Below are 12224 nucleotides of genomic sequence, written 5' to 3'. Positions count from 1 at the left end.
ATGTTGCGTGGCTAGAGCGACGCCCACCAGAGCCGCAGCTGCAGGCCCCACTTCGAGCTCCAGCCGGTGGTACTGCTCACCAGCTTGCCATCCTTGATGATGAGGAACGTCGGGGTGACGCCCACCTGCCACTGGGCGGCCAGCGCTCCCGACTCGTCATTGTGGGTCGGGAAGGTGAGGCCCTTCTTGCTCATCCCCTTGCCAAGCTGCTCTGCGTTGCCGGAGCGAAGCGCCACCGTCAGCACGTTTTCCCCCTCCTGCCAGAGCTGTTGCACGGCCGGGGTGGTGAAACGACACACCCCGCACCAGCTGGCCCAGTAGTAGACCAGCAGCGGCTTGCCGCGGCTCAGGGTGGCCAGATCCGTACTGGTGCCATCCTGCAGGGTGACGGGGGCGCTCATCGCCCCCTCTAGCAGGGTCGGGCTGCGCCACAGATCGAGCAGGGTCGAGATGACCAGCGCCAGCAACAGCAGCCAGATCGCCTCCTTGCTCCAGCGTCGCCAGCGGGGTTGAGGGTTGGTGCTCATCCCTTACCCCAGCTTGGCCAGTTCGGCCTTCACCAGCTGCTCCAGCTCCTCATAGGGAACGGCGCCCGGCACCAGCTGGTTGCCGATCAGGGTCGCCGGTGTGCCCTGCACCCCCAGAATGGTGCCGATGCGCAGGCTGTTGCGCAGCTCTTCGGTCGCCTTGGGTGCGGGCTTGAGCGCCACGTTTCCGGTGGCGGCCAGCGCCTTGTTGATATCCGCCTCGGTCAGCATCCCCTGCTTGCTCATCAGCTTGTCATGCAGGGCGAGGAAGCGGGCCGGATCCTGCTGCCACAGGGTCAGGCTGTACTGGGCCGCCTTGGCAGAACTCTGCCCCTTGAACGGCAGTAGCTTGATCACCAGCCCCAGATCGTCGGGATAGGCCTTGAGCAGCTTGGTCAGCCGGGGATCGAACTGCTTGCAGTAGGCGCAGTTGTAGTCGGTGAACAGCACCAGCGTCAGCTTGGGGTTATTGGCGCCGAGGCGCGGGCTGGTTGGGCTGTTGAACAGCACATCCTTGTTGCCCTTGATGAAGTTGCCAAGCTGCGCCTGTTGGGCTGCCGCGTTCTGCTTCTCCCAGGATTCGGCCGCCTCGTCGAGGATCTTGGGGTTGGCGATCAGGGTCTCGCGGATCAGCTCCTTGATGCGGGCCTCCTGCTCCGGGGTGAAGGGGGCGGCGTGCAGGGCCGGGGTCGTCAGCGAGCCGGTAAACAGGGCGGTGAACAGGGCGATGGAGCGCAGGTTCATGGAGTTCTCCTTAAAAATGGGTGGCGTTGGTCTGGATCAGACCGGCCTGATTCAAGAGGGTAAGCAGATCGGCCTTGTCCAGCAGGGGGGAGAGGGTCTCTCCCTGTGGCAGGCCGGGGCCGTAGATCTGGTTGAAGGGGACGGCTGCTGCCCCGCGCTGGCGCAGGAAGGCGGCGATGGTGTCGTCCGGTTTGCTCCAGTCGCCGCGCAGGGCCACCACATCGGGGGCCGAGAGGGCCTGTTGCACCTCATCGCGCAGCAACACGTTGTATTTGTTGGCTTTGCAGGTGACGCACCAGTCGGCGGTGACATCGACAAAGACCCGCTTGTTCTGGGCGAGGGCATCGGTGATGGCGCGTTCCGAGAGTGGCTGCCAGATCACCCGGTCGACGTTGCCCGACCCCTGCGCCGTAAAGGCGCCCCCCAGCAGCAGGGCTGCGCCGACAAGCGCCGAGAGGGAGAGGGCCAGCGTGAAGCCGCGCATGCCATAACGCCAGATGATGCCAATCAGCAGGGCCAGCAGCATGGCAGCCATCAGCCAGTAAACCTGCATGTTGCCCAGATGGTTACCAAGCAGGCTCGCCAGCCAGAGGCTGGAGCCCAGCATCAGCAAGCCGAGCAAGATGCGCAGGCGCCCCATCCAGCGACCCGGCTTGGGCAGCCAGAGGGCGAGCCGCGGCAGGGCCGCCACCAGCAGCCAGGGCAGGCTCATGCCAATCCCCAAAGCGGTGAAGATAAGCCAGAGCTGGCCAAGGGGCGCCGCCAGCGCAAAGGCCACTGCGGTGCCGAGGAAGGGGGCCGAGCAGGGAGTCGCCAGCAGGGTGGCGAAACTTCCCTGCAGAAAGTGGCCGCCGAGGCCATTGCCGCCGCTGGTGGCGAGGCGGGTGTTGAGGTTGCTCGGCAGACGAATTTCGAACAGCCCCAGCAGGTTGGCGCAAAACAGCAGGGTGACCAGCACCATAAAGGCGATAAAACCGGCGCTCTGGAACTGGATGCCCCAGCCGACGGCCCCTTGCGTGGCGCGCAGCAGAGTGCTCATGGCCGCCAGCGCCCAGAAGGAGGCGATGATCCCGGCGCTGGCGGCGAGGAACTGCTTGCGCACGGTTCCCTGTTCACGCTCCTGATGTTGCAGCACAGACCCCAACTTGAGCGCCAGCACCGGCAGCACGCAGGGCATCAGGTTGAGGATAAGGCCGCCGAGCAGCGCCGCCCCCAGCAACCAGAAGAGGGGCTGACTCGGCGCTGGCAATACGAGCGATTCGTCAATTGAGCCTTTGGTCTGCCACACCTGTTCGCCACTGGCCAGCAGCAGGCCGAGGGATTGGCCGCGCAGATCCGGCGCATCCCCCTGCCAGCCATCGCTCACCGGCACCCGGGCGATCAGGGTGTTGCCCTCGACCTCGAGCACCGGCTTACCAAATTCTGCCCCCTCCAGCGCATCGATAAAGAGGGCCGGTGATTGCCAGCCCTCTGCCCGCTCGGCGCGCAGTTGCAGCTGGTTGTGCTGATAACCGAGCTCGACCCGGGTGTCGGCGGGCAGCGGCTGGGGCAGGTTGCTGATGGCCTTGGCCCAGCCGAAGTCGAAACCTACCGGGGCCTGACCATCTACCGCGAGGGTAAAGGGGAAGTCGGTCAGGATGCAGACGTTGCTGCAGGTGGAGAGGCGCAAGGTGCCCTTGAGCGATTGGCCGGCCGGGTAGTTGAGGCTCAGAGGGAAGCGCACCTCACCCTGATAACCCTGGGTACTGAGTCCGGCCACCTCGAAGTGGCGCGGAGCGGGCCAGCGCCACTGGAAGTCGCCGACCGGCTCATCCCACAGGATCTGGGGGGCAATGCCCCCTTCGCCCGGGCTGTGCCAGTAGGTCTTCCAGCCGGACTCGAGGGCCACGTCGAGCAGGATGCGGGTGTGGTCAGGGGCGCTGCGGTCGGCCTGCAGCCGTACCCGGGCGTGATCATTCTGTGGGCTGGTGAGCCAGCCCGTATCGCTGGCCAATCCCGTGGATTGCCACAGCAGGCAGGCCATAAGCAGGGCTGCCTTGAAAAAGTTTGTCATCTGTCTGGTCTCGCAAAAAATGAGTAACGGCGAATGGAAAAAGGCCGGAATCATTCCCGCCAGACGCAGAGCGTGAGGTGAAGTCGCCGCTCGGGTGGTGAGATAACCCTTGGCGGTGGTAAGGGAGGGGTATAGCGCCAGAGTGGTGCCAGCAGGGCAATCAGCAGGGCGACGGCAAAGAAGAGTTGTTCGACGCAGAGCAGGCTGGCGGCGCTCAGCCATTTGCCATTGAGCTGGCAGCTGGTGGGCTGCGGGCTGACCGGCTTGCCGTCGTTCTGCTCACCATCGATGCTCTGAACGGGCAGGGCCTGACAGGTGAGGGCATGAGCGAGCAGTGCCAGCCGGGCCAGCGGCTGGGCCGCGCAATTGAGCACCAGCAGGCAGACCAGCAGCAGGAGTCGTTTCGCCACGCGTTGTTGGTGAATCATGCTCGCCCCGTTCATCAAGATGGCCACATCCTAACGGCCAATGGCGGGTGGGGCAAGTTGCCGGCCGTTTTATGAGCGCTGAGGCTGGCACCGTGTGGTCGGTTCTGTTTGGCGAACGCTTGTTCGCTAAAAGGGGGATCAGTATACTGCGCCGAGTTAAAATTCGAGGTGTTCGATGCTCAAAATTGCCCGTGTGCTGCTGCTTGGTCTGCTGCTCATCTTCTGGTTCCTGTTCGGCCTGCTGCTCTGTCTGGTTCGTCCGCGCCACCCCAACAACGTCTATGTCTTTGCCCGCATGTATCACGCGGTCTGTCCGCTGATCGGGGTCCGGGTCAAGGTGACGGTAGCCGACGAGGTGAAATCGGTCGGGCCTGCGGTCTATGTCTGCAACCACCAGAGCAACTATGACATCTTCACCGTGACCGGTGCCGTGCAGCCCGGCGTGGTTGCGGTGGGCAAGAAGAGCCTGCTGTGGCTCCCCTTCTTCGGCCTCATCTTCTGGCTCTCCGGCAACGTGTTGATCGACCGCTCCAACCGCTCTCGCGCCATCGGCACCATTGGTCAGGTCGTTGAGCGTATCAAGGCGCGCGGCACCTCCATCTGGATGTTCCCGGAAGGGACCCGCTCGCAGGGGCGTGGTCTGCTGCCGTTCAAGGCGGGCGCTTTCCATACCGCCGTGCAGGCTGAAGTGCCGGTTGTGCCCATCGTCTGCTCCAGTTACTTCGGCCAGATTGACCTCAACCGCTGGGATAACGGCGAGGTGCTGCTGGAGGTGATGGCCCCGGTTTGCAGCAAAGAACACGGCGCCGCCGGCATTCGCGAGCTCTCCGAGGTGTGCCGTGCCCGGATGGAGGCCAAACTGGCCGAGCTGGATGGCAAGCTGGGTCGCCATCACGCCGCCTGAACGCCATCATAACTGCATTGAACAGGGAGCCACGGGCTCCCTTTTTGTTGGTAAAAATCACCACGCCATTGGTGTTTTTCACCAACAAACCGTTATTGGATTCCCTCGTTAAATTCCCATCTATCTGTAAAACAACAATAATTTTTCTTGGCACGGCTCTTGTAATGCAATGGGAAGAGATAGTCATCCCATCCACAAGGAGCCAGACCATGAGCGTGTTCAGCCGCCTGACCGACGTAATCAATGCCAACCTGCACAGCCTGCTCGACAAGAGTGAAGAGCCCGAGAAGATGCTGCGCCTGATGATCGAGGAGATGGAGCAGGTGCAGGTCGATATGCGCACCCAGGCCGCTCGCGTCATCGCCGAGCAAAAACAGCTGGAGCGCCATCAGCAGGCGCTGCAGGTGCAGACCCAGGAGTGGTCGGCCAAGGCCGAGTTAGCCATCCAGAAGGGACGTGAGGATCTGGCCCGCGCCGCCCTCACCGAGAAGCTGGCGGAGGTCAAAAAATGTGAACAGCTGGAGCAGGACAAGGCCCGGGTCGCCGAAGTGCTGGCCCAGCTTACCGCCGACAGCGAACGGTTGGCCGCCAAGCTGACCGAGGCGCGGGAGAAGCAGAAACTGCTGACCCTGCGCGAGCAGACCGCCCATAGCCGCATTCGTGCCCGCGCTCAGGTGGACAACCAGCGCATGCATGAGCTGATGGCCCGCTTCGAAGGCTTTCAGGGGCGGGTCGATCAGCTGGAAGCCCAGCTGGAGGCGGCTACTCTGGGGCAGAATCCCTCGCTGGAGGCACAGTTCCGCGAGCTGGAGCTCAATGACGAGATCGAACGCGAGCTGGCCCGTCTCAAGGGTCAGAAGGTGGAGGCATAACCATGACTCCCTGGCCCAAGGATCTTGTCCATCGCAAGCTGACCGGCGTCTGCGCCGGCATTGCCAAACGGCTGGGGATATCCAGAGTGACGGTGCGAGTGGTGGCTCTGCTCGCCCTGATCCTGGTGCCGCCGCTGGCGCTTGCTGCCTATCTGCTGGCGGTGCTGGTGATGCCGCCCCGTTATGAATTGAAACGCTGGCTGGATTGACCGCAAGGCAGCCCGGCGGCACAGAGTGCCTGTAAGGAGCAAGTTATGCTGGAATTTTTCATATTGCTGGGAGTGTTGCTGGTGATGGCGCTGACCGGTTTTACCCTGGTGGCCATGCTGCTGGTGAGCGGCGTGTTTGTGCTGCTGGGGGCGCTTGGCGGCATGCTTGCCCTGATCATCAAGCTGGCCCCCTGGTTGCTGCTGGTGCTGGTGGTCTGCTGGCTTATCAGCCACCGCAGCAGGCGGTCCAATACCTACCTGTAATCGCCGCAAGTCGTGTCGTTATCCCTGAACTCCCTTTTGTCGGCCACCCGTGAGGTGGCCTTTTTTATGGCCCGGCTTTGCCTTTATGGTTCTGCGTTGCCGGGATTGAGCCAGCGCAGGCTCCACGGCAGCCAGAGATCGGGGCTGGTGATGAGCTGCTCCTTGAACGCCTTGGGCTGCTGCTTGAGGCGATATTCGAGGCGCAGGGCCGCTCCTTTGTCGCCTACCTCCTGCTGCCACACCAGTGCCAGCGGCCCCTTGCCACGCAGGGCGCGGGAGCCCTTGCCGCTCTGGTGCTGGCGCAGGCGGCGCTCCGGCTCCGTGCTGATCCCGGTATAGAGCAGGCCAGCCGCGGTGCGCACCATATAGATTGACCAGCAGGAGGGCGGGGTGGATGGCGATGCCGGAGCCCCGGTCGGGGGTTTTCTCATTCGAACTCTCTGTGCCAAACTCAAAAGCAGCTCAAGGAGGTGCGATGAGAGTCTGGTTCTGGTTGTGGTTGCTGTTGTCGGTTCCGGCTCTGGGGGAGACGATCCGTCTCTATGATTACCACCAGCATCCCCCCTTCAATACCGGGGTGAATGCCGGCTTGAGCAGCGAGCTGGTGAAGTATCTCAATGAAAGGCTGGGAGGTGAACCCAGGATCGAGCTCTGGCTGGTCAATCGCGCCAGACTGGCGCTGGAGATGTCGGATCCTGCCTTCAACGGGCTGGTCGCCTGGGTCAACCCGGCCTGGGTCGGGGATCCCCAGCGCGAGCTATACCTCTGGACCTTCCCCATCATGCGCGACACCAACGAGCTCATCTCAAGTCGCCAGCATCCGGTTACCTATCGTGGCCCTGACTCCCTCAAGGGGATGGTATTTGGCGGTGTCGAGGGGTATCGCTATCTGGGGATCGATGATGCTGCGGCCCGGGGCGAACTGGAGCGCCACGATGCCAAGAAGGTGAAGACCAATCTCGATCTGCTGGTGCGCGGCCGCATCGATGTGACCCTGGTGCCCGGTTCGGCCCTCGCATTTTTCACCCACGTCCCGGACTATGAGGGCAAGCTGTTCGTCTCGCCCTTTGCCCAGTCCAGCTATACCCGCCACATTCTGGTGCCCAAGTCCCGCCCCGAACTTCATGCCCGGCTCAACGACATTGCCGAGCAGATGGATCGGGATCCCGCCTGGCACAAGATCCTGGAGTCCTACCGCGGCGCCCCCTGAGGCTGACGCTTGAGGCGGTGCAGCGGCACCAGACTCACCAGCAAGCCCGCCCAGACGAAGGCGAAGCCGACCGTCTTGATGGGATCCGGCGTTTCACCAAACCAGTAGATGGCGAGCAGGAAGGCAAGGCTGGGCTCGATATATTGCAACAGTCCCACCGTGCTCATCCGGGTTCTTGCCACTGCATAGCAGAAGAGCCCGACCGGCAGCAGAGTGGCGGGCGAACTGCCCATCAGCAGCAGTTTGTCGGCCAGATCCCCGTTCACGAATGCCCCTTCCCCGTGCCATGCCAGCGTGCCGATGATGATCAGCGCGACGGGCAGTTGCACCATGGCTTCCAGATAGAGGCTGGTGCCGGTGTCGTAGTGGATCTTCTTCTTGATAAGGCCGTAGCAGGCGAAGTTGGCCCCCATGATGAGGGAGAACCAGGGGAGCTGGCCGTAGCAGAAGAGCATGTAGGCGAGACCCGCCAGCGCCAGGGCGACCGCCAGATGTTTTTGCGGGGTAAGCCGCTCTTTCAGGAAGATGACGGCGAATACGATATTGAACAGCGGCGTCATGAAGAAGGCGAGGCTGGTGGTCAGTACCTGTCCTGTGGTGAGGCACCAGGTGAACATGCACCAGCTGATCGACATGACCGGGCCGGCCAGCAGAATGAGGCCGAGCTGGCGCGGCTCGCTGCGCAGCCGTGTCCAGGGCACCTTGTGGCCAAGCAGCAGAAACAGGCAGCCAAGCAGGGCAACCGACCAGAGCACGCGGTGGGAGATGAGCTCCCACATGTTGACCTCGGGCATGAACTGATAATAGAGCGGCAGCATCCCCCAGAGGATGAAGGAGAGGGTCGCCGTGCCCGTGCCTAGCCAGTTTTTCATCTCTACCTGTTTATTAAATTAAACATCTATCGGTGAATAATAAATAGAGGCCAGTCCTTTCACAAGCGAGATCTGGTGGAAAACTCTGTTACTATCGCGCTCATGAGTCGACTGGATAGCCTGTTTGAAGAGATCCGCGCCTGCCGCCTGTGCGAGGCGCATCTGCCGCTCGGGCCGCGGCCGGTGATCCGCGGGGCCGAGAGTGCCCGCCTGCTGATCATCGGTCAGGCCCCCGGCACTCGGGTGCATGCCAGCGGTATCCCGTGGGATGACCTCTCTGGCGATCGCTTGCGCCAGTGGCTCGGGGTCGATAAACCCACCTTCTACGACGAATCACGCATTGCGATTATGCCGATGGGGCTCTGTTATCCCGGCAAGGGCAAGTCGGGCGATCTGCCGCCCAGACCCGAGTGCGCGCCTGCCTGGCACGACAAGGTGCTGATGCTGCTGCCCAATATCGAGTTGACCCTGCTGATCGGCCAGTATGCGCAAGCCTACTACCTGCGGGGGGCGGCCAGGGGATCGCTCACCGAAACGGTGCGCAGCTGGGCCGACTATGGCCCCGGCTGGCTGCCGTTGCCGCATCCCTCCCCGCGCAATACCCTCTGGCTCAAAAAGAATCCCTGGTTCGAGCAGGAGATAGTCCCCCATCTGCAACAAAGGGTCGCCCCTTTGCTGAAACGACCCTGAGTATTAGACCGCTGGCTCGGCCAGCGGTTTTGGCTTGCTGCGCGCCATGGCGATAAGCGGCAGGACGATGCAGATACAGCCCAGCAGCAGCGGCAGACCCGGCTGCTCGTCAAACAGCCATACCCCGATGGCGACGGCCATCAGCAGACCGGTATATTCCGCCGAGGCGATCTTGCTCGCCTCTGCCTTGCGATAGGCCACCACGCACAAGCCCGCATAGACCATGATCAGCGCCGAGGAGCCGAAGGCGGGCCACCACATCTGCCACTGCCAGTCGCCCCCTTCCCACCAGGCCAGCGCGAGAATGAAGGGCATGCTCAGCACGTTGGTGAAAAACAGGGTCTGGGCGATGGGCTGCTTGAGCGGGATCCGCTTGATCAGCAGGTTGTTGAGCGCCATCGACAGCGCTACCCCGAGCGCCGCCAGCGCAGCCCAGTTCACTTCGGTCGGGCGTAGTACGATCAGTACCCCGATAAATCCGATGACCGCGGTCAGTACCTTCTGGCGAGAGATCGCCTCTCCTGCCATCCATACTGCCAGCGGCACCATCATCAGGGGCGCGGCATAGAAGAGGGCATTGGCAGTAGCGAGCGGCAAGCGGGTGAGGGCGACCACCATCAGGCAGACACCGACCGCCCAGATATGGGCACGCAGCAGGTGCCACTTGATGGCCACCGGCGGGTTGCGGCGCCATGACCAGAGCAGCCAGGGCATCAGCAGAAGGGCTGCAGAAACCTGGCGGAAAAAGACAAACTGGAAGATGGGCTGATCCGGCTCCAGCACCTTGACCAGCGCATCGGAAAAAACCGCCACCATATTGCCCAGCACCAGATAAAGGATGCCGATCCCCACTGCATTCATACCACCTCCCACTTCAGATGAGGGGAGGGTAGCGTGCCGGTTGATATCCAGTAAAATGATAAAAAATGACCACCCATGAGATATTTAGATAATGAAACTTCCTCCCCTGCGTGCGGTGCAATATTTCGAGGTGGTGGCCCGGCTGCTCAGCTTTTCCCGTGCAGCCCTTGAACTGAACGTCAGCCAGAGTGCGGTCAGCCACCAGATCCGCCTGCTGGAGGATTTTCTGGGGGAGCGGTTGCTGCTGCGTCAGGGGCGGCTGCTCTCGCTGACGACGCAGGGCGAGAGCTATTTCGAGGGGATTGCTGCCGGGCTCGGCCAGATTGCCCAGAGCAGCGAGCAGCTGCGCGGGGGCGGCGAGATGCGGTTGCGCCTCGCGGTCTACAGCTCGTTTGCGGTGAAGTGGTTGATCCCGCGGTTGGCCGGATTGCGCCAGCTCTATCCCGAGTTGGATTTGAGTCTGGAGATGGTAGCGGAGGATCCCGAGCTCTCCGATCGGGTGGCCGACTGTTTTATCACAGTCTCACCCCATGGGCGGGGCTACTGCCATGACCTTATCTATCAGGAGCGGCTCTTTCCGGTCTGCAGCCGCCGTTTGTTACAGCAGGTGGAGGGGGAGTGGCCAGATGCCATCTGGCAACTGCCGCTGCTGTCGGTACAGTCCATCTACAAGGCGCGGGGGGAGGATTGGCAGCGCTGGGCCAAGGCGGGTGGTTTGGTGATCCCAGACGAGGCGCGGATGCACCACTTCAGCCATGTGTTGCTGGCGATGGAGGCGGCGGCTTGGGATCAGGGAGTGGCGTTCGTGAATGACTACATGCTGCGGCCCGATGATCCCCAGCTGGTGGCCTTGCCGGTACACCAGCTGGAGACGGGGGATGCCTTCTACTTTACCTGCAAGCGCTCGCGGGCCCATGAGCCCGCCATCAACCGGTTACGCCAGTGGCTGATGATGGAGACACGCCAGAGCATGCCTCTCTAGCCTGCGCCGTTACGCTCTTTTGAACTGGCTCAGCACAAACAGGCTGGTGGCACAGACCACCACTGATGGGCCCGCCGGGGTGTCCTGATACCAGGAGAGGGTCAATCCACCCAGCACGGCGAGGCAGCCGATCAGCGCGGCAAAGCCGGCCATCTGCTCCGGCGTCTGGCTGAAACGGCGGGCGGTAGCGGCGGGGATGATCAGCAAGGAGGTGATGATCAGCGCGCCAACAAACTTCATCGCTACGGCGATCACCAGCCCGATCAGCAGCATCAGCACGCAGCGCAGCACATCGACCCGGATCCCCTCTACCCGTGCCAGCTCTTCCGAGATGGTCATGGAGAGCAGGGGATCCCACAGTCGCCATAGGGTGAGCAGCACCAGCGCGCCACCGCCGTAGATCCAGAGCAGATCCATCGGTTGTACCGAGAGCAGGTCGCCAAACAGGTAGGCCATCAGATCCACCCGCACGTTATCCATAAAACTCAAGGTAACCAGACCGAGGGACAGAGCGCTATGGGCCAGAATGCCGAGCAGGGTGTCGGTGGCTACCTGCTGGTTGCGACTCATGATCACCAGCAGCATCGCCATGGCAAGGCAGCAGACTACCACCGCCAGGGTGAGATCCACCTGCAGCAGGATGCCCAGCGCGATGCCGAACAGGCTGGCGTGGGAGAGGGTGTCGCCAAAATAGGCCATTTTTCGCCATACCACGAAGCTGCCGAGGGGGCCAGCCAGCAGGGCGATGCCGAGGCCGGCCGCGAGGGCGTATAACAGAAAGCTGTCCACTTGAATGTCCTGTTGCTTGCGCTATTTGCTGTGAGCGTTGTTGCGAGAAGGCAGGCGGATGACGGGGGCCTGCGGTTCATGATGATGGTGTTCGCCGTCGCAGTGGTGATGGTGGGTATAGACCGCCAGCACCTCCTGCTCCGGTCGCCCGAACAGACGGGCAAATTCGGGGTGGCGGGCCACGCTTTCCGGCTCGCCATGACAGCAGACGTGGCGATTGAGGCAGATCACCTCGTGGGTGCTGGCCATCACCAGATGCAGGTCGTGGGAGACCATCAGCACGGCGCAATTGAATTCGGCGGCGAGCTTGCCGATCAGGGCGTAGAGCTCGATCTGGCCGTTGATATCCACCCCCTGCACCGGCTCATCAAGCACCAGCAGTTCGGGTTTGACCAGCAGAGCGCGCGCCAGCAGTACCCGCTGCATCTCGCCACCGGAGAGCTTCTGCATCCGGTTGTCCAGCAGCCCTTCGGCGCCGACTCTGGTCAACGCCTCTTCGATGGAGATCCGCCCCTTCTTGCCCAGTTGCAGAAAGCGGCGCACTGTCAGCGGCAGGGTGGGATCCAGATAGAGGCGCTGGGGTACATAGCCGACTCTCAGGTCGCGGCTGCGGATGATCTGGCCTGAATCGGGGGTGAGCAGACCCAATACCAGTTTGCTCAGGGTGCTCTTGCCCGCCCCGTTGGGGCCGACCAGGGTGGTGATTTTGCCTTTATTGAGGGTAAAGGAGACCTTGTCGAGCACTGAGCGTCCATCGAACGAAAGACAGACCTCTTTCAGCTCTACCAGTTGGGTCATGACAGCTCCGGGGTTTACAGC

The 12224-nt window shown here is 62.4% G+C and carries 16 protein-coding genes; 7 read left to right on the top strand and 9 right to left on the bottom strand.

The features are described 5' to 3' along the window. Window positions 1-11: 11 nt before the first annotated feature. From WE862_RS01150 to WE862_RS01135, 4 genes are read right to left on the bottom strand one after another with little or no spacing between them, the layout of a single operon-like run. Complete coding sequence (locus tag WE862_RS01150; RefSeq protein WP_042032632.1) at window positions 12-527, bottom strand: protein disulfide oxidoreductase; 516 nt, start codon at window positions 525-527, stop codon at window positions 12-14. A 3-nt stretch (window positions 528-530) separates the two neighbouring features. Next, window positions 531-1271, bottom strand: a complete 741-nt coding sequence (locus WE862_RS01145) for a DsbA family protein (protein ID WP_042032631.1) — start codon at window positions 1269-1271, stop codon at window positions 531-533. A gap of 10 nt (window positions 1272-1281) precedes the next feature. Continuing rightward, window positions 1282-3324, bottom strand: a complete 2043-nt coding sequence (locus WE862_RS01140; protein WP_042032629.1) for a protein-disulfide reductase DsbD family protein — start codon at window positions 3322-3324, stop codon at window positions 1282-1284. Window positions 3325-3374: 50 nt separating this feature from the next. Continuing rightward, window positions 3375-3752, bottom strand: a complete 378-nt coding sequence (locus WE862_RS01135; RefSeq protein ID WP_042032706.1) for a hypothetical protein — start codon at window positions 3750-3752, stop codon at window positions 3375-3377. Window positions 3753-3927: 175 nt separating this feature from the next. Between WE862_RS01135 and WE862_RS01130 the strand changes: the two genes are divergently transcribed. From WE862_RS01130 to pspG, 4 genes are all read left to right on the top strand, one after another. After that, complete coding sequence (locus tag WE862_RS01130) at window positions 3928-4656, top strand: 1-acylglycerol-3-phosphate O-acyltransferase (RefSeq protein ID WP_033115089.1); 729 nt, start codon at window positions 3928-3930, stop codon at window positions 4654-4656. Window positions 4657-4865: 209 nt separating this feature from the next. Then, entirely contained in the window at window positions 4866-5528 is a 663-nt protein-coding gene (pspA, locus tag WE862_RS01125; protein WP_042032627.1) for a phage shock protein PspA, read from the top strand. 2 nt (window positions 5529-5530) lie between these two features. Next, window positions 5531-5737: a PspC domain-containing protein gene (locus tag WE862_RS01120; protein WP_033115086.1), complete on the top strand. Its 207-nt coding sequence runs from the start codon at window positions 5531-5533 to the stop codon at window positions 5735-5737. A 45-nt stretch (window positions 5738-5782) separates the two neighbouring features. Next, a complete protein-coding gene (gene pspG, locus WE862_RS01115) occupies window positions 5783-6001 on the top strand; it encodes an envelope stress response protein PspG (RefSeq protein WP_042032626.1) in 219 nt (72 codons plus the stop codon). Between the two features lie 83 nt (window positions 6002-6084). Here pspG and WE862_RS01110 read toward each other — a convergent pair whose 3' ends face one another. Then, window positions 6085-6432, bottom strand: coding sequence for a GIY-YIG nuclease family protein (locus WE862_RS01110; protein WP_042032625.1), 348 nt, complete (start codon window positions 6430-6432; stop codon window positions 6085-6087). 44 nt (window positions 6433-6476) lie between these two features. Between WE862_RS01110 and WE862_RS01105 the strand changes: the two genes are divergently transcribed. Next, window positions 6477-7211 carry a substrate-binding periplasmic protein gene (locus WE862_RS01105; RefSeq protein ID WP_041209237.1) on the top strand — a complete coding sequence of 245 codons (735 nt, stop codon included), beginning with the start codon at window positions 6477-6479 and terminating at the stop codon, window positions 7209-7211. Here WE862_RS01105 and rarD read toward each other — a convergent pair. Next, window positions 7193-8083, bottom strand: coding sequence for an EamA family transporter RarD (gene rarD / locus WE862_RS01100; RefSeq protein ID WP_042032623.1), 891 nt, complete (start codon window positions 8081-8083; stop codon window positions 7193-7195). The two genes, WE862_RS01105 and rarD, sit on opposite strands and share 19 nt — an antisense overlap. Before the next feature lie 102 nt (window positions 8084-8185). Between rarD and WE862_RS01095 the strand changes: the two genes are divergently transcribed. Continuing rightward, the gene (locus tag WE862_RS01095; RefSeq protein ID WP_042032622.1) at window positions 8186-8773 is read left to right on the top strand and encodes a uracil-DNA glycosylase family protein; all 588 of its coding nucleotides are present in this window, start codon (window positions 8186-8188) and stop codon (window positions 8771-8773) included. A gap of 3 nt (window positions 8774-8776) precedes the next feature. On the opposite strand, the gene WE862_RS01090 is transcribed toward WE862_RS01095, so the two are convergent. Beyond that, entirely contained in the window at window positions 8777-9634 is an 858-nt protein-coding gene (locus WE862_RS01090; RefSeq protein ID WP_041209234.1) for a DMT family transporter, read from the bottom strand. A gap of 91 nt (window positions 9635-9725) precedes the next feature. Here WE862_RS01090 and WE862_RS01085 point away from each other — a divergent pair, with 91 nt between their 5' ends. Beyond that, window positions 9726-10616: a LysR substrate-binding domain-containing protein gene (locus tag WE862_RS01085; protein ID WP_042032621.1), complete on the top strand. Its 891-nt coding sequence runs from the start codon at window positions 9726-9728 to the stop codon at window positions 10614-10616. A gap of 9 nt (window positions 10617-10625) precedes the next feature. Here WE862_RS01085 and znuB read toward each other — a convergent pair whose 3' ends face one another. Together znuB and znuC are read right to left on the bottom strand one after the other, a co-directional pair. Next, complete coding sequence (gene znuB / locus WE862_RS01080) at window positions 10626-11405, bottom strand: zinc ABC transporter permease subunit ZnuB (RefSeq protein ID WP_042032620.1); 780 nt, start codon at window positions 11403-11405, stop codon at window positions 10626-10628. A gap of 21 nt (window positions 11406-11426) precedes the next feature. Then, entirely contained in the window at window positions 11427-12203 is a 777-nt protein-coding gene (gene znuC / locus WE862_RS01075) for a zinc ABC transporter ATP-binding protein ZnuC (RefSeq protein WP_042032619.1), read from the bottom strand. Between the last annotated feature and the right edge of the window lie 21 nt (window positions 12204-12224).

The organism is Aeromonas jandaei, from assembly GCF_037890695.1.
Taxonomy (GTDB): Bacteria; Pseudomonadota; Gammaproteobacteria; order Enterobacterales; family Aeromonadaceae; genus Aeromonas; species Aeromonas jandaei.
The sequence above is the reverse complement of the archived record's forward strand: the minus strand, read 5'-3'. Positions and strand labels throughout refer to the sequence as shown.

Bases quoted from the DNA above. Each gene is read 5' to 3' on its own strand.
- WE862_RS01130 (WP_033115089.1), top strand. From the start codon at position 3,928: ATGCTCAAAATTGCCCGTGTGCTGCTGCTTGGTCTGCTGCTCATCTTC.
- WE862_RS01090 (WP_041209234.1), bottom strand. From the start codon at position 9,634: ATGAATGCAGTGGGGATCGGCATCCTTTATCTGGTGCTGGGCAATATG.
- WE862_RS01120 (WP_033115086.1), top strand. From the start codon at position 5,531: ATGACTCCCTGGCCCAAGGATCTTGTCCATCGCAAGCTGACCGGCGTC.
- znuC (WP_042032619.1), bottom strand. From the start codon at position 12,203: ATGACCCAACTGGTAGAGCTGAAAGAGGTCTGTCTTTCGTTCGATGGA.
- WE862_RS01085 (WP_042032621.1), top strand. From the start codon at position 9,726: ATGAAACTTCCTCCCCTGCGTGCGGTGCAATATTTCGAGGTGGTGGCC.
- rarD (WP_042032623.1), bottom strand. From the start codon at position 8,083: ATGAAAAACTGGCTAGGCACGGGCACGGCGACCCTCTCCTTCATCCTC.
- WE862_RS01135 (WP_042032706.1), bottom strand. From the start codon at position 3,752: ATGATTCACCAACAACGCGTGGCGAAACGACTCCTGCTGCTGGTCTGC.
- WE862_RS01105 (WP_041209237.1), top strand. From the start codon at position 6,477: ATGAGAGTCTGGTTCTGGTTGTGGTTGCTGTTGTCGGTTCCGGCTCTG.
- WE862_RS01140 (WP_042032629.1), bottom strand. From the start codon at position 3,324: ATGACAAACTTTTTCAAGGCAGCCCTGCTTATGGCCTGCCTGCTGTGG.
- WE862_RS01095 (WP_042032622.1), top strand. From the start codon at position 8,186: ATGAGTCGACTGGATAGCCTGTTTGAAGAGATCCGCGCCTGCCGCCTG.
- WE862_RS01145 (WP_042032631.1), bottom strand. From the start codon at position 1,271: ATGAACCTGCGCTCCATCGCCCTGTTCACCGCCCTGTTTACCGGCTCG.
- pspA (WP_042032627.1), top strand. From the start codon at position 4,866: ATGAGCGTGTTCAGCCGCCTGACCGACGTAATCAATGCCAACCTGCAC.
- WE862_RS01150 (WP_042032632.1), bottom strand. From the start codon at position 527: ATGAGCACCAACCCTCAACCCCGCTGGCGACGCTGGAGCAAGGAGGCG.
- WE862_RS01110 (WP_042032625.1), bottom strand. From the start codon at position 6,432: ATGAGAAAACCCCCGACCGGGGCTCCGGCATCGCCATCCACCCCGCCC.
- pspG (WP_042032626.1), top strand. From the start codon at position 5,783: ATGCTGGAATTTTTCATATTGCTGGGAGTGTTGCTGGTGATGGCGCTG.